We start from the raw sequence: 23048 nt of genomic DNA on the forward strand, positions 1-23048 counted from the left end.
GGAAAGACAATGACTAAATCTAGCTCCATACGTAAAACGTTCTATATCATCATCGTAATATTCATAGCGCTTATGCTTGCTATCCTATTCGGTGCATTTCGAACCTCAAGTATCGCAACTAATATCGATAAACCACTGACCTCAGAAGAAATCGCAAAATTACTGCCTAGAGGCCAAGAATTGGCAACAGCAGGAGACTGTTTTGGTTGTCATTCTTTGCCTGAGGGGCCGCTAGCGGCAGGAGGACGAGCCATTGAAACGCCATTTGGGACCATTTATTCCACCAATATCACCCCCGACAAACAATTCGGCATCGGTAACTATACGCGTGCCGATTTCCATCGAGCATTAAAAGACGGTATTGGCAAAGAAAGAGGGAACCTCTATCCTGCGATGCCTTTTGTCTTTACACATATGACAACATCAGAAGATATTGATGCCTTATATGCTTATGTGATGTCACTTCCTCCCATGGCGGTGCCAAACAAAGAAAATACAGGGGTTTTTGTCCTCCCAGTTCGTCCGTTTATGAATTTTTGGACACTACTGAACTTCCCGAAACGAAATGCACCACATGACCCGCAACGTTCTGCCGAATGGAACCGCGGTGCTTATCTTGTCGAAGGGTTAGCTCACTGTGGCGCCTGTCATTCACCACGTAACCTTATGATGGGCGTAGAGTTTTCACGTTCACTTCAAGGTGGAGAGGAAGCAGGTTTGGCAATTCCTAATATTACTGCCGCAGCACTGTCTAAGCATGGTTATGATACTGCCTCACTAAGCCAATTTTTACTCACAGGTAACGCACCACAAGGCTCTGCTTTTGCAGATATGAGCACTGTCACACACTTTTCCACTAGTCAGATGAAAAAAAGTGATGTCGATGATATGGCTATTTATTTAATGACCGATAAACAAGGAAAAGTACTTGGCAAAAAAGAGCCGCCAGCTCCACTTCCTGAAGCTAATAGCCAACAAATGGCTGATACCGCAGGGACTATGGAGCAAGGGCGTCTGATGTATATGTCGACCTGCGCAGGCTGTCACGGCATCACAGGGGAAGGCGTTCCTAATGGCATTCCAGCCTTAAAAGGTAACGCTATTTTAGCAATGGATAGCCCCGAGACTTTTATAAGTGTGGTATTAACCGGTATCCCGACAACAACGTTCCCTAATGGCCAACGTATGTACGCCATGCCAAGTTTTGCAGATGATTTAACATCACAAGAGATAGCCGATTTAATTTCATGGGCGCGAGCCGAATGGGGAGGACAAAGTACCCCTGTTACCGTTGAGCAAGTTGAAAAGCTGAAAAAGGCAGCGCAATAACCAACAAAGCCCCTTAATACGAACTTAAGGGGCTCAAATTGCCAGTCATAAGGGTGAATTCCCATATTGGATACATTTCTTATCTTGTTTATCGCAACCATGACGAAAGCAATTTACTGCCATATGCATAAAAAACTTAAGGCACCCCGATAAGAACAACTTTTATGGGTTAAGCGCTTCAATTCGTGAGTAAGTTAGCTGCACTTTACACGCTAGCATTACATCCCCCATTCCGGTTCCACCGAGTAATGCATCTGCCTGACGTTGGCACTCACTAACTCTAAATGCAAGGAAATCATCCTGCGATTTTTTTAATGATGTAATCGCCTGTGTCGTCGCAGATGAATTCAACTGTTTTAGATGTGTTTCATTGTCGGTAAGTGCTTGCTTCATTAGCTCATCGGCTTTATCTAATTTACTTTGCAAACAAGCTTGAACCGCAGTTCGTGGAGCATCTGCAATTTGCTCATAGCATTCTTTGAGAGGGCCCTCTGTGACTTTAGTATCTGGGGTAGCATCAGCATAAGAGAATGCCGGTATAGCAATTGCCGTAGCGATAATTAGCGCTTTTGATGTGCTAAATTTCATGAAAACCTCTCAATTCGTATATGAATTAACTTTTTAACCCATTCTAATATTAAGGTCTACACAAGTACCTGATTTATGGATTAGTCTTAGTTATTTTTGTGAACCTATATTTAAGCGATTCTTCGTAATAAATCCATTCTGGATAAAGGTCAGCGCCCATCCATAACCAGTTGATTAACATTAATAAAAAAATATTAGCTGAGATTTATCGTCTACAAATAACCATATACATTAAATTAATTTAGCTAGCAAAGCTAACTCCTTCCTCTAATATAATTCTAAACTAAATTGTTCTTGAATATAAAACAATCATAAGATATTCACCGGATCAACATCCCGAGAGAATACACACATTTCAGAGCTTTTATTTCCCAATACTGTTGCCCCTGCTCATAACCACGTCATACTATAGCGAATTATGCGACATGTACTTTTATCTACACTCATTTATTACGATCTGTGGTATTTTATTACCTGAATACAATCTTCGAATAAACTCACAGAATTTAGTTAACTCAATACGTTAGAACAGACAATATTATGACTGATAAGCAAAGTTTCGAATCCCACACCCCCATGATGCAGCAGTATTTAAAACTAAAAGCACAACATTCAGACATACTGCTGTTTTATCGTATGGGTGATTTTTACGAACTCTTCTTCGATGATGCAAAAAAAGCCTCTCAATTATTGGACATCTCGCTCACTAAACGCGGGCAATCTGCGGGGCAACCTATACCAATGGCTGGGGTTCCTCACCATGCCGCCGAAGGCTACTTAGCCAAATTGGTGCAAATGGGTGAGTCTGTCGCAATTTGCGAACAAATTGGCGACCCAGCAACAAGCAAAGGGCCGGTAGAGCGCCAAGTCGTACGCATTGTCACCCCCGGCACCATTACTGATGAAGCTCTTTTAAATGAGCGGCAAGACAACTTACTGGCCGCGGTTTGGCAAGACCCACAAGGTTTTGGTTATGCCACTTTAGATATTACCTCTGGGCGTTTTATTATTAGCGAAATTGCCGACGAAGAAGCACTGCAAGCTGAACTTCAGCGCACTCGCCCTGCTGAGTTACTGTACCCAGAAGACTTCGCTAGCATGTCACTTATTGAACATAATAAAGGGTTACGTCGTCGCCCATTATGGGAATATGAACTCGATACGGCAAAACAGCAGCTTGGCTTACAGTTTGGTACCAAAGACTTAGTCGGGTTTGGCGTCGAAAATGCCCACAAAGCCCTTCGTGCAGCAGGCTGTTTACTGCAATATGTGAAAGATACACAACGTACTTCGTTACCCCACATTCGCAGTATTGTGATGGAAAAACAAAATGATAATGTCATTTTGGATGCAGCAACTCGTCGAAATTTAGAGATCACACAAAACCTAGCCGGCGGTACAGAAAATACCCTTGCCGCAATTTTAGATATGTGTGTCACCCCAATGGGTAGCCGCATGTTAAAACGCTGGCTGCATACACCTTTAAGAAACATTCAAGTCTTGAATAACCGCCAGCAAGCTATTGGGGCTCTACAGGAATGTGGTTTTGAACTGCAACCTTTTTTACGTCAAATTGGGGATTTAGAACGTGTATTGGCCCGTCTTGCGTTACGTTCTGCACGGCCTCGTGACTTAACGCGCATGCGCCATGCTTTCCAACAATACCAAGATATTCATCAAATCTTGGGGCAATCCAATAGCGCCTACTTGCAAGATTTACAACAACGGATTGGCCAATTTGACGAACTACAAGCGTTACTTGAAAGAGCTATTATCGATGCTCCGCCAGTCTTAGTTCGTGATGGCGGCGTCATCGCCCCAGGGTATAACAGTGAACTCGATGAATGGCGTGCACTCGCAGATGGTGCTACAGATTACCTAGATAAACTGGAAATTCGCGAAAGGGAAAAACTGGGGATAGACACACTTAAAGTTGGTTATAACGCGGTGCACGGGTACTATATCCAAGTCAGCCGAGGTCAAAGCCACCTAACTCCAATCCACTATGTTCGTCGTCAAACCCTAAAAAATGCAGAACGCTATATTATTCCTGAATTAAAAGAATATGAAGATAAAGTACTGACATCAAAAGGGAAAGCGTTAGCAATTGAAAAAGCATTATATGATGAGCTATTTGATATGTTACTTCCTCATCTTGCTGAATTACAAACCAGTGCAGAAGCACTAGCTGAGCTAGACGTATTAGCAAACCTTGCTGAACGCGCAGATACTTTAGGCTATGCTTGCCCACAACTCACTGAAAAAGCAGGTATTCAGATTACTGAAGGCCGCCACCCAGTTGTTGAGCAAGTACTGAGTGAACCCTTTATATCTAACCCTCTATCACTGTCACCGCAGCGTCGCCTACTGATCATCACAGGGCCAAATATGGGTGGTAAAAGTACTTATATGCGCCAAACTGCATTGATCACATTGCTAGCCTATATCGGTAGCTTTGTGCCTGCGAGTAAAGCGGTTATTGGTCCAATTGACCGGATCTTTACCCGTGTTGGGGCTTCCGATGACCTTGCTTCTGGCCGCTCAACCTTCATGGTTGAAATGACTGAAACAGCGAATATTCTCCATAATGCAACTGAACATAGTTTAGTATTAATGGATGAAATAGGACGAGGGACTTCCACCTATGATGGGCTTTCACTCGCTTGGGCTTGTGCTGAAAACTTAGTGAATAAAATCAAAGCAATGACATTATTTGCTACCCACTATTTTGAGTTAACTACACTGCCAGAAAAGCTCGAAGGTGCTGTCAACATCCACCTTGATGCCATTGAACACGGTGATACTATTGCCTTTATGCATAATGTCCAAGATGGTGCCGCCAGTAAAAGTTATGGCCTAGCAGTAGCCTCTCTTGCTGGTGTCCCTAAGGATGTCATCAAGCGAGCTAAACAGAAATTGAAAGAACTTGAGGTTATCTCCAATAATGCCAATACCAGCCATGTTGATAGTGCGCAACTTAGCTTCTTAACCACAGAAGAAGCCGAGCCCTCACCCGCACTAGCGGCATTAGACAGTATTGACCCGGATAAACTCACACCTCGCCAAGCCCTTGATTGGATTTATCGTTTAAAGGACATGAATATATAACATGAATGAGTATCAACAATTACTGGCGCCAATCCGCCAGTTTTTGCAATGTGAAACACCCGATGCTTGGGTGCAAAAAGCATGTTTACCTGAAAGCTTACCCATTATTTTAAAAGACCACCTATTATGCGAACTAAAAGCCGCGCAAAGTGCCATGTTTTTAATTCGCAAATATGCGGTAGATAAGCAAAGTGCTACTGTATTACTTGAATGGTTTAAACCCTATGAAGCATTCGCTTATGATCGAATTGGCGATATATATACGTTAAAAAATAAAAACCAAATTTCCAAGCAAATACTCGCGAAAAAACAATCGCCTTATAGCCAAGACTTAATTGATAAAATGGTATTGCTTATCAAAGAAGAGCTTCACCATTTTTATCAAGTTCTTGAAATTATGCACCAAAGGAATATTCCCTATGATGGGATAACCGCAGGGCGTTATGCAAAAAGCTTATTTAGCTATATTAGCCCTCATGACCCTAAAACCTTGGTTGATAAACTCATTATTGGTGCTTATATTGAAGCCCGTTCATGTGAACGCTTTGCGAAACTGGCACCTTATTTAGATGAGCAACTGGCTAACTTTTATATTTCATTATTGCGTTCTGAGGCACGTCATTACCAAGATTATTTACACTTAGCGCAATTAATTAGCAAACAGGATATCACTGAACGTATTAATTACTTTGGTATTATTGAAGCTGAACTAATTTCTACCCCTGATGATGATTTTAAGTTTCATAGTGGTGTACCAATCACTTTAACTCGTGCATATTGATATAAAAAAATCCCTATAAACTTTCATCTATAGGGATTTTGAATAACTAACCTAGTTAGTGCTCTACATGTTGAATAATGCTTCTAATGTCAGCTCTTCACCATGTAAAATATCTTTTAACCGCCTTAAACCTTCGACTTGGATCTGACGAACCCTTTCTCGAGTGAGCCCAATTTCGCGCCCAACCTCTTCCAGAGTTTCTGCTTCATAACCTAAAAGCCCAAAACGTCGTGCTAAAACCTCCCTTTGTTTTGGGTTCAATTCAAATAACCATTTAACAATATTCTCTTTTAAATCATTATCTTGAATTGTATTTTCTGGACCTGAATCATTATCATCAGACAATACCTCAAGCAAAGATTTTTCTGAATCCCCTGCAATTGGAGTGTCAACAGACGTAATACGTTCATTTAAGCGCAACATCCGGCTGACATCTTCGACAGGTTTATCTAACTGTTCAGCGATTTCTTCAGGGCTTGGCTCATGGTCCAGCTTTTGGGCTAATTCACGTGCAGTACGAAGGTAAATATTGAGTTCTTTAACGATATGAATAGGAAGGCGAATTGTACGAGTTTGGTTCATGATAGCACGTTCTATCGTTTGACGTATCCACCATGTTGCATACGTCGAAAATCGAAACCCTTTTTCAGGATCGAATTTCTCAACAGCACGGATCAACCCAAGATTCCCTTCCTCGATCAAGTCGAGTAAAGCAAGACCTCGATTATTATAACGGCGAGATATTTTTACAACTAAACGAAGATTACTTTCAATCATGCGTTGACGCGACGCAAGATCACCGCGCAATGCACGCCTTGCATAAAAGACTTCTTCTTCAGCTGTAAGGAGCGGTGAGAATCCAATTTCACTGAGATAAATTTGGGTGGCATCCAGAACACGTTGGTTTGTGTTCTGGAGTAAATCCATTTCTTCATCCTGCTCTGAAACTAGATCCTCTTCTTTAAACTGACTCTCATCAAATGCATCATCTAAATTGCTTTCGTCGAGGTCATTATATAACTCGTTAACTTTCAGCGAACTTTGGCTCATCAGTGACTCCTACCCTTGATAATGCGGACAGAATGTCAAAGCATTCCGCCCAGTTTATCGCTGCGGCAAATAGCGCAACGGGTTTACTGATTTTCCCTTGTAACGAATTTCAAAGTGTAATCTAACCGAACTTGTTCCAGTACTACCCATGGTGGCTATTTTTTGACCTTCAGTGACATCCTGTTGATCACGCACAAGCAACGTATCGTTGTGTGCATAGGCACTCAAGTAGTCATCGTTATGTTTTATAATTATTAGATTTCCATATCCACGCAAAGCATTACCTGCGTAAACGACTTTTCCTGGAGCAGCAGCAAGTACAGCTTGACCACGAGAACCTGCAATATCTATCCCTTTGTTCCCGCCTTGAGCATCTGAGAAACTTTCAATCATTTTCCCATCTGCCGGCCAACGCCATTTTATTGACGAATTATTTGTACTACTAGCTGCGGTTGAAGCAGTTGTGGTCGTCGGAGCTGTTGTCGTCGTTGAAACTTGCGTTGCAGGTTTCTTATTATTAGGCAACATCTTACCCGTAGTTTGACCACCACTATTTTCAGGATACGCATTAGTTGTTCGAAGATCAACCGGTTGCTGATGACTATTTGATGAATTTGAGGCTAATTGAGTGCTCGAGTTCACATTTGTGTTACCAATATTAATAACTTGCCCTACATTTAAGCTGTATGGCTCAGGAATATTGTTTCGAGATGCTAACTCACGGAAATCATTACCCGTTATATAAGCAATGTAAAATAGCGTATCACCGCGCTGAACAGTATAACTATTACCGCTATAACTGCCTTTTGGTATATTGCCGTAGTCACGGTTATACACAATACGCCCTTCTCCATTGGTCGTAACAGGCCCTGAAGATGAAGTACGACTAACCGGTTGTGTATTGGTATTACTTGATAAATTTGGGCGTGCAGACGGCATTGCCGTACTCACCCCCGTATTTGATGACGATACGGGTGCCACTCTTTGCGTCGTTGGCTGGCGAGATTGGCTATCATTCACACTGGAAATAGGTGCTGCCGTATGATAAGGCGTGGAACAGCCTGCCAATAGTGCTCCGCTAAATGAAAAGATGACTGCCCATCGAATTCTGCTTATAGGGCTAACAATTTTCATGCTTCTTCTCCCGTGAAGAAAAATCTGACGTGACAATGCAAAATAATGTCAGTAATAGAGATACCATAAAATATTTCACTTATTAAAACAGAAATACAAAATAGTGAACAAGTTAAATATATCAAAAATATAACAATTTGAGATTATGACTCAATAGTTTGAGCCTATTATCCAATTTAAGAGGGTTAAACTATCATATTTAGAATAGTTTTACTGCTATTTGAGTTAATGAAGTATTCGCAATAGTATTTATGTAGACTAATGATACAAAATTACCCAGTGCGGTGATGGATAAATACCATTGCAAATAGATTAAAGAAGGTCACCCGCAACTAATGGAACAAAACGCACTTTCTCGATGACATTAGCATGGTAATCATTACCACGACGGGTAATGAGCTTTAAAGATTGTTCTTTATCTCCAACAGGTAAAACCATCCGCCCACCATCTTTCAATTGCTCCAGTAACATGGTTGGCACTTCAGTCGGCGCAGCTGTCACAATGATAGCATCGAAAGGGCCCTTTGATTGCCACCCTTCCCAACCATCACCATGGCGAGTTGACACATTATGTAAATCAAGCTGTTTTAAACGCCGCTTTGCGGACCATTGCAAACTTTTCACTCGTTCAACAGAGAAAACATGCTCAACTAAATGAGCAAGTACTGCCGTTTGATAGCCAGACCCTGTCCCTATTTCAAGCACCTTGTCATTCGGTGACAAAGACAGCAAGGCGGTCATTTTAGCCACTATGTATGGTTGCGAAATAGTCTGACCATAGCCTATCGGCAATGGAATATTATCGTACGCTTTATGTGAAAGAGCTTCATCCACAAAGCGTTCTCGAGGCACGAGTGAAATTGCGTCTAATAGGCGCTCATCGTGAATTCCCTGTTGGCGTAATTGAGCCAAAAGATCTTTCATGAGCCCTGTTATCATTTTACTAGCACTCCTGATTTTTCTAGCCATTCTTCCACTAACGTGTGCGTTTTATAGGCTGTTAAGTCAACTTGCAATGGGGTTATCGAAACATAGCCATGTTGTACAGCTTCAAAATCGGTCCCCGGACCAGCATCTCGAATTTCACCAACAGGGCCTAGCCAATACAGCATATTACCTTTCGGGTCTTCTAAGCTATATACCTCAGATGCAGCATGCCGGCTTCCACAGCGAGTCACTTTGATACCTTTAATATCCTCATAAGGAATATCAGGTACGTTGATATTTAAAATATTACCCGCACGCAGAGGGCTCTTTTGCAGCAACATCAAGATATCACATGTTACCCTTGCCGCACTTTCATAATGAGTATCTCCATCTAATGACACGGCAATCGACGGTAAGCCTAAGTGACGCCCCTCAGTAGCCGCAGCGACTGTACCTGAGTAAATCACGTCATCCCCCAAGTTCGGCCCACAATTGATACCTGAGACCACAATATCAGGCCGTGGGCGCACCACTTTATTTACCCCGATATACACACAATCTGTTGGCGTGCCTTCTTGTACCGAAAGGTCACCATTACTTAACGTTTGAATTCTCAAAGGCTTATCTAATGTTAGTGCATTCGACGCACCACTGCGATTGCGGTCTGGGGCAATCACTTGAACATGATAATATTGGCGTAGCGCAGCCGCTAGGGTTTGGATACCCGGTGCATTTACGCCATCGTCATTACTCAATAAAATCTTTAGCATCGGCATTATCCTGCCCATTTTGATTGATAATTTCTCTTACTACACTTGTCGCAAAACTACCTGAGTTTAAGAAAAATGTTAGCTTTACTGTCGTGTTATCTAACCATTGCCACTGCAATCCCTGAGGCTTGATAATAACGGCTCTTCTCACCAAAGATGCGCGTTCACTTTTCATTAAAGCCATAAATGGCTGATAATCTTCTAAGCAATGAATTTCAAACCCTAATGCGTCATCTTGCGAACCTAACTCGCCATCACCAGGAAGAGGGGCAGTAATACTTAACTCTGTTGATAACACACGTTCTTGCAGTGTTAATAACTCATCCGAAGTTGCAACAAACCAACTCCCCCGACCCGTTAGCTGTAATGCATCCCCTAATAGCACTTGATGTACCGTATTATTCGCAATACGTTCACTCGCGATATGGTTAAACATTGCACTGCGAGCCGCAGAAAGATAAAAACTGCGTTTATTCCGCTCACGAACATGAATCTCTTGGTTTGCCCAACGTAATGCTTGGGTCAGATTCTGCCCACCACGACCAAAGCGTTGCTCACCAAAATAATTAGGTACTCCAGATAATGCGACTTTTTCTAAGCGTTGTTCAACATCTTTCGCATCTGAAATATCACGCAAAGTGATTTCAAATTGATTTCCTTTCAAGGAACCAATACGTAATTTCCGTTTTTGCCGTGTAGTGGCAAGCACGCGGCATCCTTCAAGCTGCCATGCAGAAAAATCTGGCGTTTCCTTACCCGGCATTTGTAAGCAAAACCACTGCTCAGTCACCGCATGCCTATCTTTTAAACCTGCATAGCTGACAGCTCTAGCTGAAATTTTAGCAAACTTTGCTAATTGCTCAGCAACAAACAGCGTATTACACCCTGTTTTTTCGACACGAACCATGACATGTTCGCCTTCACCATCGAGCTCAAAGCCTAAATCTTCTTTGACAATAAAATCTTCAGGAACACTTTTTAGCGTACCAGAAGACAACGGCTTACCATGCAGGTACTGAACATTCATTGCTTTCATTACTATTATCTTTGACTAAAAGAACAACCGCGGCGCAGGCAATGCCTTCTTTACGCCCCACAAACCCCAACTGCTCCGTCGTCGTGGCTTTCGCATTAACATCATCCATATGACATTCAAGGTCTTCAGCAATATTGACCCGCATTTGAGCAATATGCGGCAACATTTTAGGCGCTTGAGCCATAATGGTAATATCAATATTACCAATACGATAACCTTTAGCACGTACATGACAAAAGGCTTCCCTTAGTAACACACGGCTATCAGCCCCTTTAAATGCAGGGTCAGTATCTGGAAATAATTTACCGATATCTCCTAACGCAGCAGCACCGAGTACTGCGTCAGTTAATGCATGCAATACAACATCACCATCCGAGTGCGCGAGTAGGCCTTGCTCGTAAGGGATGCGCACGCCACCAATGATGATAGGGCCTTCACCACCAAATTTGTGTACGTCAAAACCGTGTCCGATTCTCATTTTTTTTCCTTAATTGTTCATTCTTGAAAGATAAAACTCCGCCAAGGTGAGATCTTCTGGGCGTGTCACTTTTAGATTATCTGCGCGCCCCGGAACTAATACCGGTTGATAACCGCAATATTCAAGTGCAGAGGCTTCGTCTGTGATCACTGCATTTTCTTTCAAGGCTTTACTTAGACAGTCCCGTAATAATAATAGCGGGAAAAATTGTGGTGTCAGCGCATGCCATAGAGCCTCACGTTCAACAGTATGGTCGATTAACTGGCTGGCTTTTAAACTGCGTTTCATGGTGTCACGAACAGGCGCCGCGAGTATCCCACCACAGCAGTTTTGTTCTGTTGTTAATTGAATAATTTTATTTAAATCTGACTGGTGGAGGCAAGGACGAGCAGCATCATGGACTAACACCCAACAATTTGAGAGTTCAGGTTGCGCCGCTAAAAAATTGACACCGGCAAGGACCGAATCTGCACGTTCCTTTCCACCAATAACCGCAGTAATTCGAGGGTTTGTTGAAATAGCTAGCTGCTGAAAATATTCATCTTCTGAGCTTAGTGCAATGATAATATGTTTAACATTATTATTTGCTAGCAATGCACTCAGTGTATGTTCAATGATCGTTTTGCCAGCCACCCGTAGATATTGTTTGGGGCAATCGGCATTCATGCGGCTCCCTATCCCTGCCGCAGGAATTAGCGCAACAATTTGAGGGTCATTGTTTTGTAGGGCTCGGGTTTGTGGGGTATTGTCTGGATTTATCATTATTAGATTCTTACATCAGAAATAATCAGGCTAATGGGCATACCATTTTTGCATCGTTATTATTGTGTGGATTTTTGGTTATTACTTTCTTTAACCACCCGATAAAAAGATTCCCCAGGCTTGATCATCCCAAGCTCACTACGAGCTCGTTCTTCAATCGCATCCTGCCCATCATTTAAATCATTAATTTCCGCAAATAGCTGTTCATTACGCATTTTCAAGCGCGAGTTAACAATTTCCTGAGCAGCAACATCATCTTTGACCTGTACGTAATCATGTATGCCGTTCTTACCTAACCATAAGGAATATTGTAACCATGCTAATATCGCGATTAATAGTAGCGTTAATTTACCCATCTTGCCCCCTGAAATGATTTGCTAATCATCCCATAACTCAACGAATGACGCTACTGTGATACTAAAATAGTGATAAAAAGTCAGAATAAGTCTGGTTTAAATGCACTAAATATTCCCTCTTATTTTACCATTTAATAAAAAAGAGGGATATTTAAAGGCAATTAATAATCCACTTGAATGATTTGATTGCGCAATAATAACGCAATAATTTGAGAAAGGGAGTCTGAAATCGGTTGTTGACCATTAAGCTGTAGCTCCGGATATTGCGGGGCTTCATAAGGGGAGTCAACCCCTGTAAACTGCTTGATTTTACCTTCTCGGGCTTGTTGATATAAACCTTTTGGGTCGCGCTGTTCACAAATACTGACAGGAGTATCCACATACAATTCAAAAAATTGGTTCGGCTCAAATAAATCGCGCACCTTTTGCCGATCATGTTGAAACGGGGAAATAAATGCAGTAGCAACAATTAAGCCTGCATCTACCATTAATTTAGCCACTTCCCCGATCCGCCGGATATTTTCTTGCCGATCCGCTTCGCTAAAACCTAAATCACGACATAACCCGTGGCGAACATTATCACCGTCCAATAAATAGGTTTTATTCCCCATTGAAGCTAATTGATGTTCTATCGCCCCTGCAAGGGTAGATTTCCCTGAACCCGATAACCCTGTAAACCACAATACTGCACCTTTGTGCCCATTATTGCTTTCCCGTAGCTGTCGAGTCACAGCATGTTGATGCCAAACTATATTATTTGCTTTTGTCATCATAGTTATTTTCCACCAAGAACATCACGAGCGCCCCAATGCGGAAAATGACGACGAACTAATTTATTTAATTCAATTTCAAATTCACTAAATTCACTAGTTGGCTCAAAAATAGGGGCTTGTGTCTCGCGAACTAGCCCTGCTCCTACGGTGACATTAGTTAACCGGTCAATCAGGATCATACCGCCAGTATCCGCATTACGCTGATAATTTTCTAACAATAGCGGCTCATCAAAAGAAAACTCCACTAAACCTATTCCATTTAGAGGTAACTCTGTGGCAACTTTTTGCGTTAAATTATTCACATCAACTTGATATTGAATATTTTCAACCTTGGCTCGACTACGCTTACCAGCCACTTTTATATCGAGTTGCTGCCCTTGGACTAAAGGCTGCTCAGACATCCACACAACATCAACTGACGCATGTTGTGTCGCTTGTAAGGTTTCATTTTCTGCAACCAATAAATCACCGCGGCTAATATCAATTTCGTCCGCTAAAACGAGCGTGATAGCTTCCCCCGGAATAGCAAACTCTTGTGGACCAGAAAAAGTCACAATCTGTTTAATTTGAGATGTCGCCCCCGACGGTAAGACTTTAATGTTTTGCCCTACCCGTACAATACCTGACGATAACGTTCCACTGTAGCCTCGAAAATCTAAGTTTGGACGATTAACATACTGCACTGGAAAACGCATTGCCTGTTCTACGGCCTTTTGTTCCACTTGAACATTTTCTAAAATCGATAATAGTGTTTCGCCTTGATACCAAGGTAAGTGATGGCTGCTATTCACAATATTGTCGCCATCAAGCGCTGAAATTGGCACAAACCATACATTCAATTCAACGGGTAATTCTGTTGCAAACTGTTGATAATCCTGTTTAATCTTCTCAAATACAGCTTCGCTGTAACCTACCAGATCCATTTTATTTACGGCGACAACAAGATGGCGTATCCCCAACAAAGTACTGATAAAGCTATGGCGTCGAGTTTGCTCTTGTACCCCTTTTCTCGCATCGATCAACAAAATAGAAAGTGAACATGTTGATGCGCCTGTCGCCATATTACGCGTGTATTGCTCATGACCAGGTGTATCGGCAATAATAAATTTGCGTTTTTCCGTGGAAAAATAGCGATAAGCAACGTCGATGGTGATCCCTTGCTCACGCTCTGCTGCGAGCCCATCAACCAATAACGCAAGATCCAGTTTTTCGCCTTGCGTACCTATACGCTTACTATCACTTTGCAGTGTTGAGAGCTGATCTTGATAAATTTGGCGGGTATCATGCAGTAAACGGCCAATTAAAGTACTTTTGCCATCATCTACATTGCCACAAGTTAAAAAACGTAATAACCCTTTTTGCTGCTGAGCCAGTAAATAAGGTTCCACACCACCTTGCTGCTCAATTTGATGTGCAATTGATTCGTTATAAACGGCCTGTGCCATGATTTTTCTCCTGACCTTACGTATTGACCCTGACGTTATGTATTAACCTTCCCCACAGTCCTTAAAAATAGCCTTGGCGTTTTTTCAGTTCCATCGATGCTGACTGGTCGCTATCGATTAACCGCCCTTGCCGTTCACTGGTAGTAGAAACCAACATTTCTTCAATAATTTCAGGCAGGGTTTGCGCATTTGATGGTACGGCTCCCGTAAGAGGCCAGCAGCCAAGAGTTCGAAAACGTACTGTTTGCTGGCGAATAACTTCCCCCGTTTGTAAATCAATACGGTCATCATCAACCATCAACAAGGCCCCTTCTCGTTGAATAACAGGCCGCTCTTTTGCAAAATACAATGGAACAATATCGATATTTTCCAAATAGATATATTGCCAAATATCGAGTTCAGTCCAATTTGACAATGGAAATACACGGATACTTTCACCTTTGTTTATTTGCCCATTGTAATTATGCCAAAGTTCTGGGCGTTGGTTTTTCGGGTCCCAACGGTGAGATCGGTCACGAAAAGAATAGATCCGCTCTTTTGCTCGAGATTTTTCCTCGTCTCGTCGTGCCCCTCCAAATGCCGCATCAAAGCCATATTTATCTAAAGCCTGCTTTAGCCCCTCGGTTTTCATGATATCGGTATGTTTTGCACTGCCATGTACAAATGGGTTAATCCCTAATCTTTCCCCTTCAGGGTTACGATACACCAATAATTCAAAGCCATATTTCTGTGCTGTTGCATCACGAAACTCATACATTTCGCGAAATTTCCATCCTGTATCTACATGCAACAAAGGAAAAGGTAATTTCCCAGGGTAAAAAGCTTTCCGAGCTAAATGCAGCATGACAGACGAATCTTTTCCAATAGAATAAAGCATCACTGGGTTAGCAAATTCGGCGGCAACCTCTCGAATAATATGAATACTTTCTGCCTCTAATTGCTGTAAGTGAGTCAATGTTTTTTCGTTCACAAGCGCCTCCTAAATTAAGCCAATTCCAGTACAGCACTACGCCAACTGATATCTTCAGTTTGTGTGCCAAACCATGCTAATTGTTTATGTAATGCCGCAACTTCACCTATCACGATCAAAGCAGGTGATGGTGCTTGCTGTGCCAATGTTTCCAGCTCAGATAAACTACCTGTAACCACTTTTTGCTCACGCCTTGTCCCACAACCTACAACAGCGACAGGGGTATCACTCGCTCGCCCAAATTTAATCAGTTGTTCACTAATATTGGCTGCTTTTACTGTGCCCATATAAATTGCTAAGGTTTGTTGACCACGAGCAAGTGCCTGCCAATCCAAATCAGCGCCATTTTCACGACAATGCCCAGTAATAAATGTAATACTCTGAGAGTATTCCCGATGCGTCAGCGGGATCCCTGCATAAGCAGTTGCACCAATCGCCGCGGTCACCCCTGGTACCACTTGAAATGGGACCCCTGCCTGAACAGCAACTTGTAGCTCTTCACCTCCGCGACCAAAAACAAACGGGTCCCCCCTTTAAGGCGAACAACTTTTTTGCCTTGCTGAGCAAATTTCACGATCAATGCGTTAGTTTCTTCTTGAGAAACACTGTGATTGCCAGCTCGTTTACCCACACAAATTTTGTCGGCATCACGACGTACCAATTCCAGAATTTCCTCACTAACAAGGTGATCATATAAAACCACCTCGGCACTTTGTAAAACACGCAACCCTTTTAACGTAAGTAACCCCGCATCACCGGGCCCGGCTCCTACAAGAATTAACTCACCATGGTTATCGGGTTCATAAAGTTGGCGTTCTAATTGCAACTCTGCTTCGCTTAATTGGCCTTTTTCAACTAGTGATGCAAAGCGCCCACTAAAACTTTTTTCCCAAAAGCGCTTTCTTTCCCGCATATTGACCAGCGTTTCTTTGACTTTACCGCGCCAACGCCCAGCAATTTCAGCCATTTTCCCCAAAGAAGCAGGAAGCATTGTTTCCAATTTTTCTCTCAATAAACGGGCTAAAACGGGTGCTGTTCCCCCAGAGGAAACCGCCACAATCACCGGAGAACGGTCAATAATTGAAGGAACAATAAACGAGCATAAAGGTTGATCATCCACTACATTGACAAAAATTTTTCGCTCATTAGCATCGTAAAAAATGGTTTCATTAAGTTTCGTGTCATCCGTCGCCGCAATCACTAAAAAAGCGTCATCCAATAAAGAAGAGCGATATTCCTCAGCGAACCAAATAAAATGGTTTTGTTGGCACTGAGCTTGTAATTGAGGACATAACGACGGGGAGATAACCACAAGTTGAGCTTGTGCTTTGATGAGCAATTCAGCTTTGCGTGCAGCCACTATGCCACCGCCAATCAACACTACTTTGCGCGTACGCACATCGACAAATAACGGTAAATAATCCATCTTGCTCACCCATCTTTATATAAACTTATTATATGAAATATAAAATTGACTATATGGTGTAAAAGTTAAGGTTTGAAATGCTAAAAAAACATGACTTGTAACTGAAAGGAATAAGCCAAATATTCATTAACTAGCAAAAAATAAAGACCAAAAGTATCAAATCAACCAAACTTAACTAAAACTTTATTTTAAATTTAGTTTTATAAAAATTAAGGGATATCTATTTTTTAAATAAAAGTATCCCTTTGTAATTAAACAAATATTTTATTAAATCTATAACTATTTAAACCCTAAACTAAAACCACGAATTGGGTTACGAATAACCCATACTTTAAATAATTCATGTTGTCGCTAGGCGGCAAGTAAATGAGTCGCTAGGAGCATACATAAGTATGTGACTAGTGCGAATGCACGCAGCCAACAACCCTACCGCTTGAATTATGACCAACCCATACTCTAAATAATTCATGTTGTCGCTAGGCGGCAAGTAAATGAGCCGCTAGGAGCATACATAAGTATGTGACTAGTGCGAATGCACGCAGCCAACAACCCTACCGCTTGAATTATGACCAACCCATACTCTAAATAATTCATGTTGTCGCTAGGCGGCAAGTAAATGAGCCGCTAGGAGCATACATAAGTATGTGACTAGTGCGAATGCACGCAGCCAACAACCTTACCGCTTGAATTATGACCAACCCATACTCTAAATAATTCATGTTGTCGCTAGGCGGCAAGTAAATGAGCCGCTAGGAGCATACATAAGTATGTGACTAGTGCGAATGCACGCAGCCAACAACCTTACCGCTTGAATTATGACCAACCCATACTCTAAATAATTCATGTTGTCGCTAGGCGGCAAGTAAATGAGTCGCTAGGAGCATACATAAGTATGTGACTAGTGCGAATGCACGCAGCCAACAACGCGACAGCTTGAATTATGACGAGTATGACGAGTATTTAGTTTTCATGAAGCCCACACTCACGCTTTAAACCAAAGAAACGAGTGTCTTCCTCACTCATCCCTTCCTCCCATTTACGGGTTGTATGGGTATCACCGACTGATAGATATCCCTTTTCCCATAATGGATGGTAAGGTAACTTATACTTTATTAAGTATTCATAAACTTGCTTATTATTCCAATCAATGACAGGTAGGATTTTAAAAATGCCTTTACCAACCCCCAACACTGATAAATTGGCTCGGCTCGTTGATTGCTCACGCCTTAACCCGGAAAACCAACTCTGAGCCTGTAATTCATGTAATGCTCTTTCCATCGGTTCAACTTTATTAAGTTGATTATAACGTTCAATCCCTTCAATACCTTGCGTCCAAAGCTGCCCATAAATCGCTTCTTGCCACGCAGGGGTTCGCTGAGCTCGATATACTTGTAAGTTCAAATTTAGTGTACTGCTTAGGTGCTCAATAAATTGATAGGTCTCGGGAAACAAATAGCCTGTATCCGTTAAAATGACAGGGATATCAGGTACAATTTGTGTCACCATATGCAGCGTTAACGCTGCTTGTATTCCAAAACTGGAAGACAACACAAATTCTGCTGGCAAATGTTCAAGCGCCCATTCAATACGCTGTATTGCACTCATTTTTTCTAACTGCACGTTGAAGTCAGATAAATACGCCGTTTGCTGAGCTTTATCTAAACTTAATACTGCCGCTAGTTGAAGCTGACTCATACTGCCTCCTGAACCTCATAAAAATCGACAGCAGAATTTACAACTGGCTTTACAACGTCAGTGCGGACTAAAAAGTCTCCAAAACCTTCTTGAGTTAAGCGGTTTTTCGACCAATTACCAATTAATTCATCCAAAATAGCCAAAATTTCAGCACTGCTGATATTTTCGCGGTACATGCGTGGAATTCGCGTTCCAATACGGTTACCACCCAAGTGTAAATTATACCTATCAAGCGCTTTTCCAACTAACCCCACTTCCGCCAGCATTGCTCGACCACATCCGTTTGGGCAGCCTGTAACGCGCAAAACGATATGCTCATCAGCCACTTGATGTGATGCCATAATATTTTCAACGTGGCTAACAAACTCAGGGAGAAAACGTTCCGCTTCAGCCATCGCTAACGGGCAAGTTGGAAAAGAAACACAAGCCATTGAATTTTCACGCTGTGGCGTGATTGCATCACTCATTAACCCATGGGCTTTCGCTATCGCTTCAATCGCCTCTTTTTCACTTTCAGGCACACCAGCAACGATCAGATTTTGGTTCGCTGTTAAACGAAAATCACCTTGGTGAATACGCGCTATTTCCGCAACCCCAGTTTTTAATGGTTTATCCGCTAAATCAATCAACCGGCCATTTTCAATAAACAACGTTAAGTGCCAACGATTATCAACCCCTTTAAGCCAACCAATTTTGTCACCGCGTTCCGTGAATTGATAAGGTCGGATTGGTTCGAAATCCACGCCGGAGCGCCTTTCAACTTCCGCCTTAAAGGTATCGACCCCCACTCGCTCTAAAGTATATTTAGTTTTCGCGTTTTTACGGTCAGTCCGATTCCCCCAATCACGCTGAGTTGTCACTATCGCTTCTGCAATGGCCAATGTTTTATCTAATGGAATAAAACCAAATTCACTGGCTAAACGTGGAAAGGTCGCAGTATCACCATGAGTCATAGCTAAACCACCACCAACCAACACATTAAAACCAATGAGCTCATCATTTTCAGCAATAGCGATAAAATTCATATCATTAGCATGTAAATCCACATCATTGAGAGGAGGAATAACCACCGATGTTTTAAACTTTCTTGGTAAATAAGTTTGCCCTAAAATAGGTTCTTCATCGGTTGTCACAATTTTTTCTTTATCTAGCCAAATTTCAGCATATGCGCTGGTTCTAGGTAAAAGGTGCTCAGAAATTTTCTTTGCCCATTCATAGGCTTGCTGATGTAACTCCGATTGCACTGGGTTAGATGTGCATAGCACATTACGGTTAACGTCATTTGCCGTTGCTAATGCGTCCAAGCCGACATGGCTTAACATTTGGTGTGCAGGTTTCACATCCCCTTTAAGGATGCCGTGGAACTGAAATGTTTGCCGGTTAGTTATGCGCACACTGCCATACAGCGTGTGCTCAGTAGCAAACTTATCAATATCTAACCATTGTTTTGGGGTGATAATTCCCCCCGGTAAGCGGCAACGCAACATCATTGCATGACGTGGCTCAAGTTTTTGTTCTGCACGCTCTGCTCGAATATCACGGTCATCTTGTTGGTACATGCCATGGAAACGGATCAATAAAAAGTTGTCCCCATTAAAACCACCAGTTAAGCCGTTTTTCAAATCTTCCTTAATGGTACCGCGCAAATAGTTACTGTCTTGCTTCATGCGTTCGCTGTCAGCAAGTTTGCCTTCGACGATTAAGGGTTTTTGTTGTTGTTCATTGCTCATTAATAAACATCCCTCTGATAACGGCGCATTACGCGCAGCTCACTTAAAAATTCATCGGCCTCCTCACTATCCATGTTGCCGTATTGACCGATGATATCCAATAATGCCTGCTCTACATCTTTTGCCATACGATTTGCATCACCGCAGACATACAGGTGTGCACCTTCTTGTAACCATTGCCAAACAGCTTCGCCTTGTTCACGAAGTTTGTCCTGCACGTAAACTTTTTCTTTCTGATCTCGCGACCAAGCTAATGAAATTTGGGTTAATAAACCGTCTTTAACATAACGCTGCCATTCAACTTGATAGAGAAAGTCATCAACAAAGTGAGGGTTACCAAAAAACAACCAGTTTTTACCTGTTGCACCGTCGTTATCCCGTTGCTGTAAAAAAGCACGGAATGGGGCGATGCCTGTTCCAGGACCAATCATAATCACAGGTGTTGTTGGGTCAGCAGGTAGGCGGAAGTTATCATTGTGCTCAATGAAAATGCGCAGTTCATCCCCTTCTTTGAGTCTATCTGCTAAAAAACCCGACGCCCCACCAGTGCGAGGACGCCCATCGATGTCATAACGAACAACACCAACGGTAGCATGTACTTCGTCTTCTGATTCCGCTTGAGATGAGGAAATTGAGTACAATCGAGGCGTTAGTGGGCGTAGTAAATCAACAAATTCTTGAGCACTTGGCTGCGCTGCGGCTTGGCGCACCATATCAACGATCGGCGTCGTTTGCGCGTATTGCAAAATAGCTTGTTTATCGCTAATTAATGACAGCAACTCATCATCTTTAGATAGTTGTGCATATTTCTCGACAATTACGTGAGTATTTTGTGTCAGTTCTAATTGATAAATCAGTGCATCACGTAAAGAGTGCCGCTGCGAGCCAATAAAGACCTCTTCATCCCCTTGTAACCAAAGTAAAGCCACCAGCTCATCAACTAATTCGGGGTCATTATCAAACCACACCCCCAGTGAATCCCCCGGTAGATAACGTAAACCAGAGTCACCTAAATCAATTTCAATATGACGAACATCTTTTTGTGAATCCCGCCCTGTAATTTTTTGATTACTGAGTAACGTGGCGGTTAAAGGTGCTGTTTTGGTATAAGGCGATGAGTGAATTTCATTCACACTTCCCGCTTGAGCTGTTAATAATTGACTATCAGTTTGTGCCGGAACTCGTGCCTTTAAGATTTGAGTGAGGTTTTCAACCCATTCATCTGCAATGGATTGATATTCGACATCTGCATCGACTCTCTCAATCAATGACGTTGCGCCTAATAATGCCAATTGGGAATCAAAGTCTTTGCCCGCTTGGCAAAATTTTTCATACGATGAATCGCCTAAAGCAAAAACGGCATAACTGGTTTGTGCCAAATTCGGTGCTTTTTTCGAATAAAGGTATTTATATAATGCGACAGCTTCTTCTGCTGGCTCCCCTTCCCCTTGAGTTGATGCCACAACAACCAGCACTTTCTCTTGGTTTATTTGCTTAAACTTATAGTCACCCGCATTCACTAGATTCACGTTAATTTTTTCGCTAATTAAACGTTCTCTGAGTTGCTCTGATAGGCGGCGTGCATTACCCGTTTGTGAGGCTGAAATAATCGTAACGGTTTCCTGCGCAGCGACTGGCGCACTCATTGACATGTCAACAGGGGCATTTTGATTTACCATCCCCCATAAATAACCGGAAAGCCAAGCGAGTTGATGTGATGAAAAATCATCAACAACTGTCTGCAAACGTGTTAATTGCTCAACAGATATTGGCAGCGCCGCTAATGGCGGCTGTTTTTTTGTCATTATCCTGTAACCCCAGCGTAGTTCATTTTTGAATTTTAAAAAACAATGCTATGTCACTCACCCAGAAAATACCCACAACAGACTGTTCGCTCATTTACCTAAATAATTAAACTAGTAAAGCAAAAAATACCGCTGTACTTAGAATAAGTAGGGTATGCGATTAGGTTATAACAACCATCAATAGCGGGATAAGAAACTATAGCCATAAATAATAACTAAAAAGCCTAAAGCAATTAGCAGATGGATCATATCCATAAAAGCGGTTAGTAATAATTTGGCAAATAAAGACATTTTTAGCTAAAAATACAGTACAATGCGCTGTTTATTAACAATAAGGAATGATATATGAGCACAACAATCTATAAGGATTTTACGTTCGAAGCTGCACACAAACTTCCCCATGTCCCCGCTGGTCATAAGTGTGGTCGTCTGCATGGGCATTCTTTCATGGTGCGTTTAGAAATTACTGGGGAAGTTGATAAACAGAGTGGTTGGATTATTGATTTTGCTGATGTGAAAGCGGTATTTAAGCCTATTTGGGAACAACTAGACCATCATTATTTAAATGAGATCAAAGGGCTAGAAAACCCAACAAGTGAAGTATTAGCACAATGGATCTGGCAACAAACTAAACCACATTTACCTTTATTAAGTGCAGTCACCGTTAAAGAAACTTGCAATGCAGGCTGCGTTTATCGCGGGCAGGCTTAAAAATACAAGTTCTAAAAAGGTAATAGTATTTCCCGTAACTATTTTGATAGCTGGGTAAAAATAAAATTCATTTATATAGGGATACAAGCCCCTCAGGCTGCTGGTTTAGTGGCAAGCCTAATCGGTTTTGAAAATAAATGAGGGGCAAAAATCTCTATATCCTTCTCTTCGACT

The 23048-nt window shown here is 42.0% G+C and carries 19 protein-coding genes and 1 pseudogene; 4 read left to right on the top strand and 16 right to left on the bottom strand.

Annotated features, from left to right (window positions below; genetic code table 11):
* The first annotated feature begins 9 nt into the window (after positions 1–9).
* Entirely contained in the window at positions 10–1329 is a 1320-nt protein-coding gene (locus RB151_RS17280; RefSeq protein ID WP_071548559.1) for a cytochrome c, read from the top strand.
* 162 nt (positions 1330–1491) lie between these two features.
* Here the strand turns inward: RB151_RS17280 and umoC are convergent, their stop codons facing one another.
* The gene (umoC, locus tag RB151_RS17285; protein ID WP_048608137.1) at positions 1492–1917 is read right to left on the bottom strand and encodes a lysozyme inhibitor LprI family protein; all 426 of its coding nucleotides are present in this window, start codon (positions 1915–1917) and stop codon (positions 1492–1494) included.
* Positions 1918–2457: 540 nt separating this feature from the next.
* On the opposite strand from umoC, the gene mutS reads away from it, so the two are divergent.
* Positions 2458–5025, top strand: a complete 2568-nt coding sequence (mutS, locus tag RB151_RS17290) for a DNA mismatch repair protein MutS (RefSeq protein WP_042848921.1) — start codon at positions 2458–2460, stop codon at positions 5023–5025.
* Between the two features lies 1 nt (position 5026).
* Positions 5027–5806 (top strand): tRNA isopentenyl-2-thiomethyl-A-37 hydroxylase MiaE, encoded by a 780-nt coding sequence (gene miaE / locus RB151_RS17295; RefSeq protein WP_042848923.1) that lies wholly within the window; start codon positions 5027–5029, stop codon positions 5804–5806.
* Between the two features lie 63 nt (positions 5807–5869).
* Here the strand turns inward: miaE and rpoS are convergent, their stop codons facing one another.
* From rpoS to cysJ, 15 genes and pseudogenes are all read right to left on the bottom strand, one after another.
* Positions 5870–6856, bottom strand: coding sequence for an RNA polymerase sigma factor RpoS (rpoS, locus tag RB151_RS17300; RefSeq protein WP_042848924.1), 987 nt, complete (start codon positions 6854–6856; stop codon positions 5870–5872).
* 54 nt (positions 6857–6910) lie between these two features.
* Positions 6911–7990, bottom strand: coding sequence for a murein hydrolase activator NlpD (gene nlpD, locus RB151_RS17305; RefSeq protein ID WP_048608194.1), 1080 nt, complete (start codon positions 7988–7990; stop codon positions 6911–6913).
* 312 nt (positions 7991–8302) lie between these two features.
* A complete protein-coding gene (locus RB151_RS17310) occupies positions 8303–8929 on the bottom strand; it encodes a protein-L-isoaspartate(D-aspartate) O-methyltransferase (RefSeq protein ID WP_042848927.1) in 627 nt (208 codons plus the stop codon).
* Entirely contained in the window at positions 8926–9687 is a 762-nt protein-coding gene (gene surE, locus RB151_RS17315; protein WP_042848928.1) for a 5'/3'-nucleotidase SurE, read from the bottom strand. Before surE ends, RB151_RS17310 begins: the two co-directional genes overlap by 4 nt.
* Positions 9665–10723 carry a tRNA pseudouridine(13) synthase TruD gene (truD, locus tag RB151_RS17320; RefSeq protein ID WP_071548560.1) on the bottom strand — a complete coding sequence of 353 codons (1059 nt, stop codon included), beginning with the start codon at positions 10721–10723 and terminating at the stop codon, positions 9665–9667. Before truD ends, surE begins: the two co-directional genes overlap by 23 nt.
* The gene (ispF, locus tag RB151_RS17325; protein WP_042848930.1) at positions 10689–11201 is read right to left on the bottom strand and encodes a 2-C-methyl-D-erythritol 2,4-cyclodiphosphate synthase; all 513 of its coding nucleotides are present in this window, start codon (positions 11199–11201) and stop codon (positions 10689–10691) included. Before ispF ends, truD begins: the two co-directional genes overlap by 35 nt.
* Positions 11202–11210: 9 nt before the next feature.
* Complete coding sequence (gene ispD / locus RB151_RS17330) at positions 11211–11963, bottom strand: 2-C-methyl-D-erythritol 4-phosphate cytidylyltransferase (RefSeq protein ID WP_071548561.1); 753 nt, start codon at positions 11961–11963, stop codon at positions 11211–11213.
* Between the two features lie 59 nt (positions 11964–12022).
* Positions 12023–12319, bottom strand: a complete 297-nt coding sequence (gene ftsB / locus RB151_RS17335) for a cell division protein FtsB (RefSeq protein WP_042848932.1) — start codon at positions 12317–12319, stop codon at positions 12023–12025.
* 161 nt (positions 12320–12480) lie between these two features.
* Positions 12481–13089 carry an adenylyl-sulfate kinase gene (cysC, locus tag RB151_RS17340; RefSeq protein WP_094301238.1) on the bottom strand — a complete coding sequence of 203 codons (609 nt, stop codon included), beginning with the start codon at positions 13087–13089 and terminating at the stop codon, positions 12481–12483.
* A 5-nt stretch (positions 13090–13094) separates the two neighbouring features.
* Positions 13095–14537, bottom strand: coding sequence for a sulfate adenylyltransferase subunit CysN (cysN, locus tag RB151_RS17345; RefSeq protein WP_042848935.1), 1443 nt, complete (start codon positions 14535–14537; stop codon positions 13095–13097).
* A 61-nt stretch (positions 14538–14598) separates the two neighbouring features.
* A complete protein-coding gene (cysD, locus tag RB151_RS17350; RefSeq protein ID WP_042848936.1) occupies positions 14599–15507 on the bottom strand; it encodes a sulfate adenylyltransferase subunit CysD in 909 nt (302 codons plus the stop codon).
* Positions 15508–15521: 14 nt separating this feature from the next.
* Positions 15522–16933 (bottom strand): annotated as a pseudogene (gene cysG / locus RB151_RS17355) (siroheme synthase CysG).
* Between the two features lie 960 nt (positions 16934–17893).
* Positions 17894–18628, bottom strand: coding sequence for a phosphoadenylyl-sulfate reductase (locus RB151_RS17360; protein ID WP_048608205.1), 735 nt, complete (start codon positions 18626–18628; stop codon positions 17894–17896).
* Positions 18625–20358, bottom strand: a complete 1734-nt coding sequence (cysI, locus tag RB151_RS17365) for an assimilatory sulfite reductase (NADPH) hemoprotein subunit (protein ID WP_048608207.1) — start codon at positions 20356–20358, stop codon at positions 18625–18627. The genes RB151_RS17360 and cysI overlap by 4 nt, the downstream gene beginning before the upstream one ends.
* Positions 20358–22163, bottom strand: a complete 1806-nt coding sequence (cysJ, locus tag RB151_RS17370; protein WP_071548562.1) for an NADPH-dependent assimilatory sulfite reductase flavoprotein subunit — start codon at positions 22161–22163, stop codon at positions 20358–20360. The genes cysI and cysJ overlap by 1 nt, the downstream gene beginning before the upstream one ends.
* Before the next feature lie 345 nt (positions 22164–22508).
* On the opposite strand from cysJ, the gene queD reads away from it, so the two are divergent.
* The gene (gene queD, locus RB151_RS17375) at positions 22509–22874 is read left to right on the top strand and encodes a 6-carboxytetrahydropterin synthase QueD (protein WP_042848941.1); all 366 of its coding nucleotides are present in this window, start codon (positions 22509–22511) and stop codon (positions 22872–22874) included.
* Positions 22875–23048: the final 174 nt, after the last annotated feature.

The organism is Providencia rettgeri (genome assembly GCF_001874625.1).
GTDB classification, from domain to species: domain Bacteria; phylum Pseudomonadota; class Gammaproteobacteria; order Enterobacterales; family Enterobacteriaceae; genus Providencia; species Providencia huashanensis.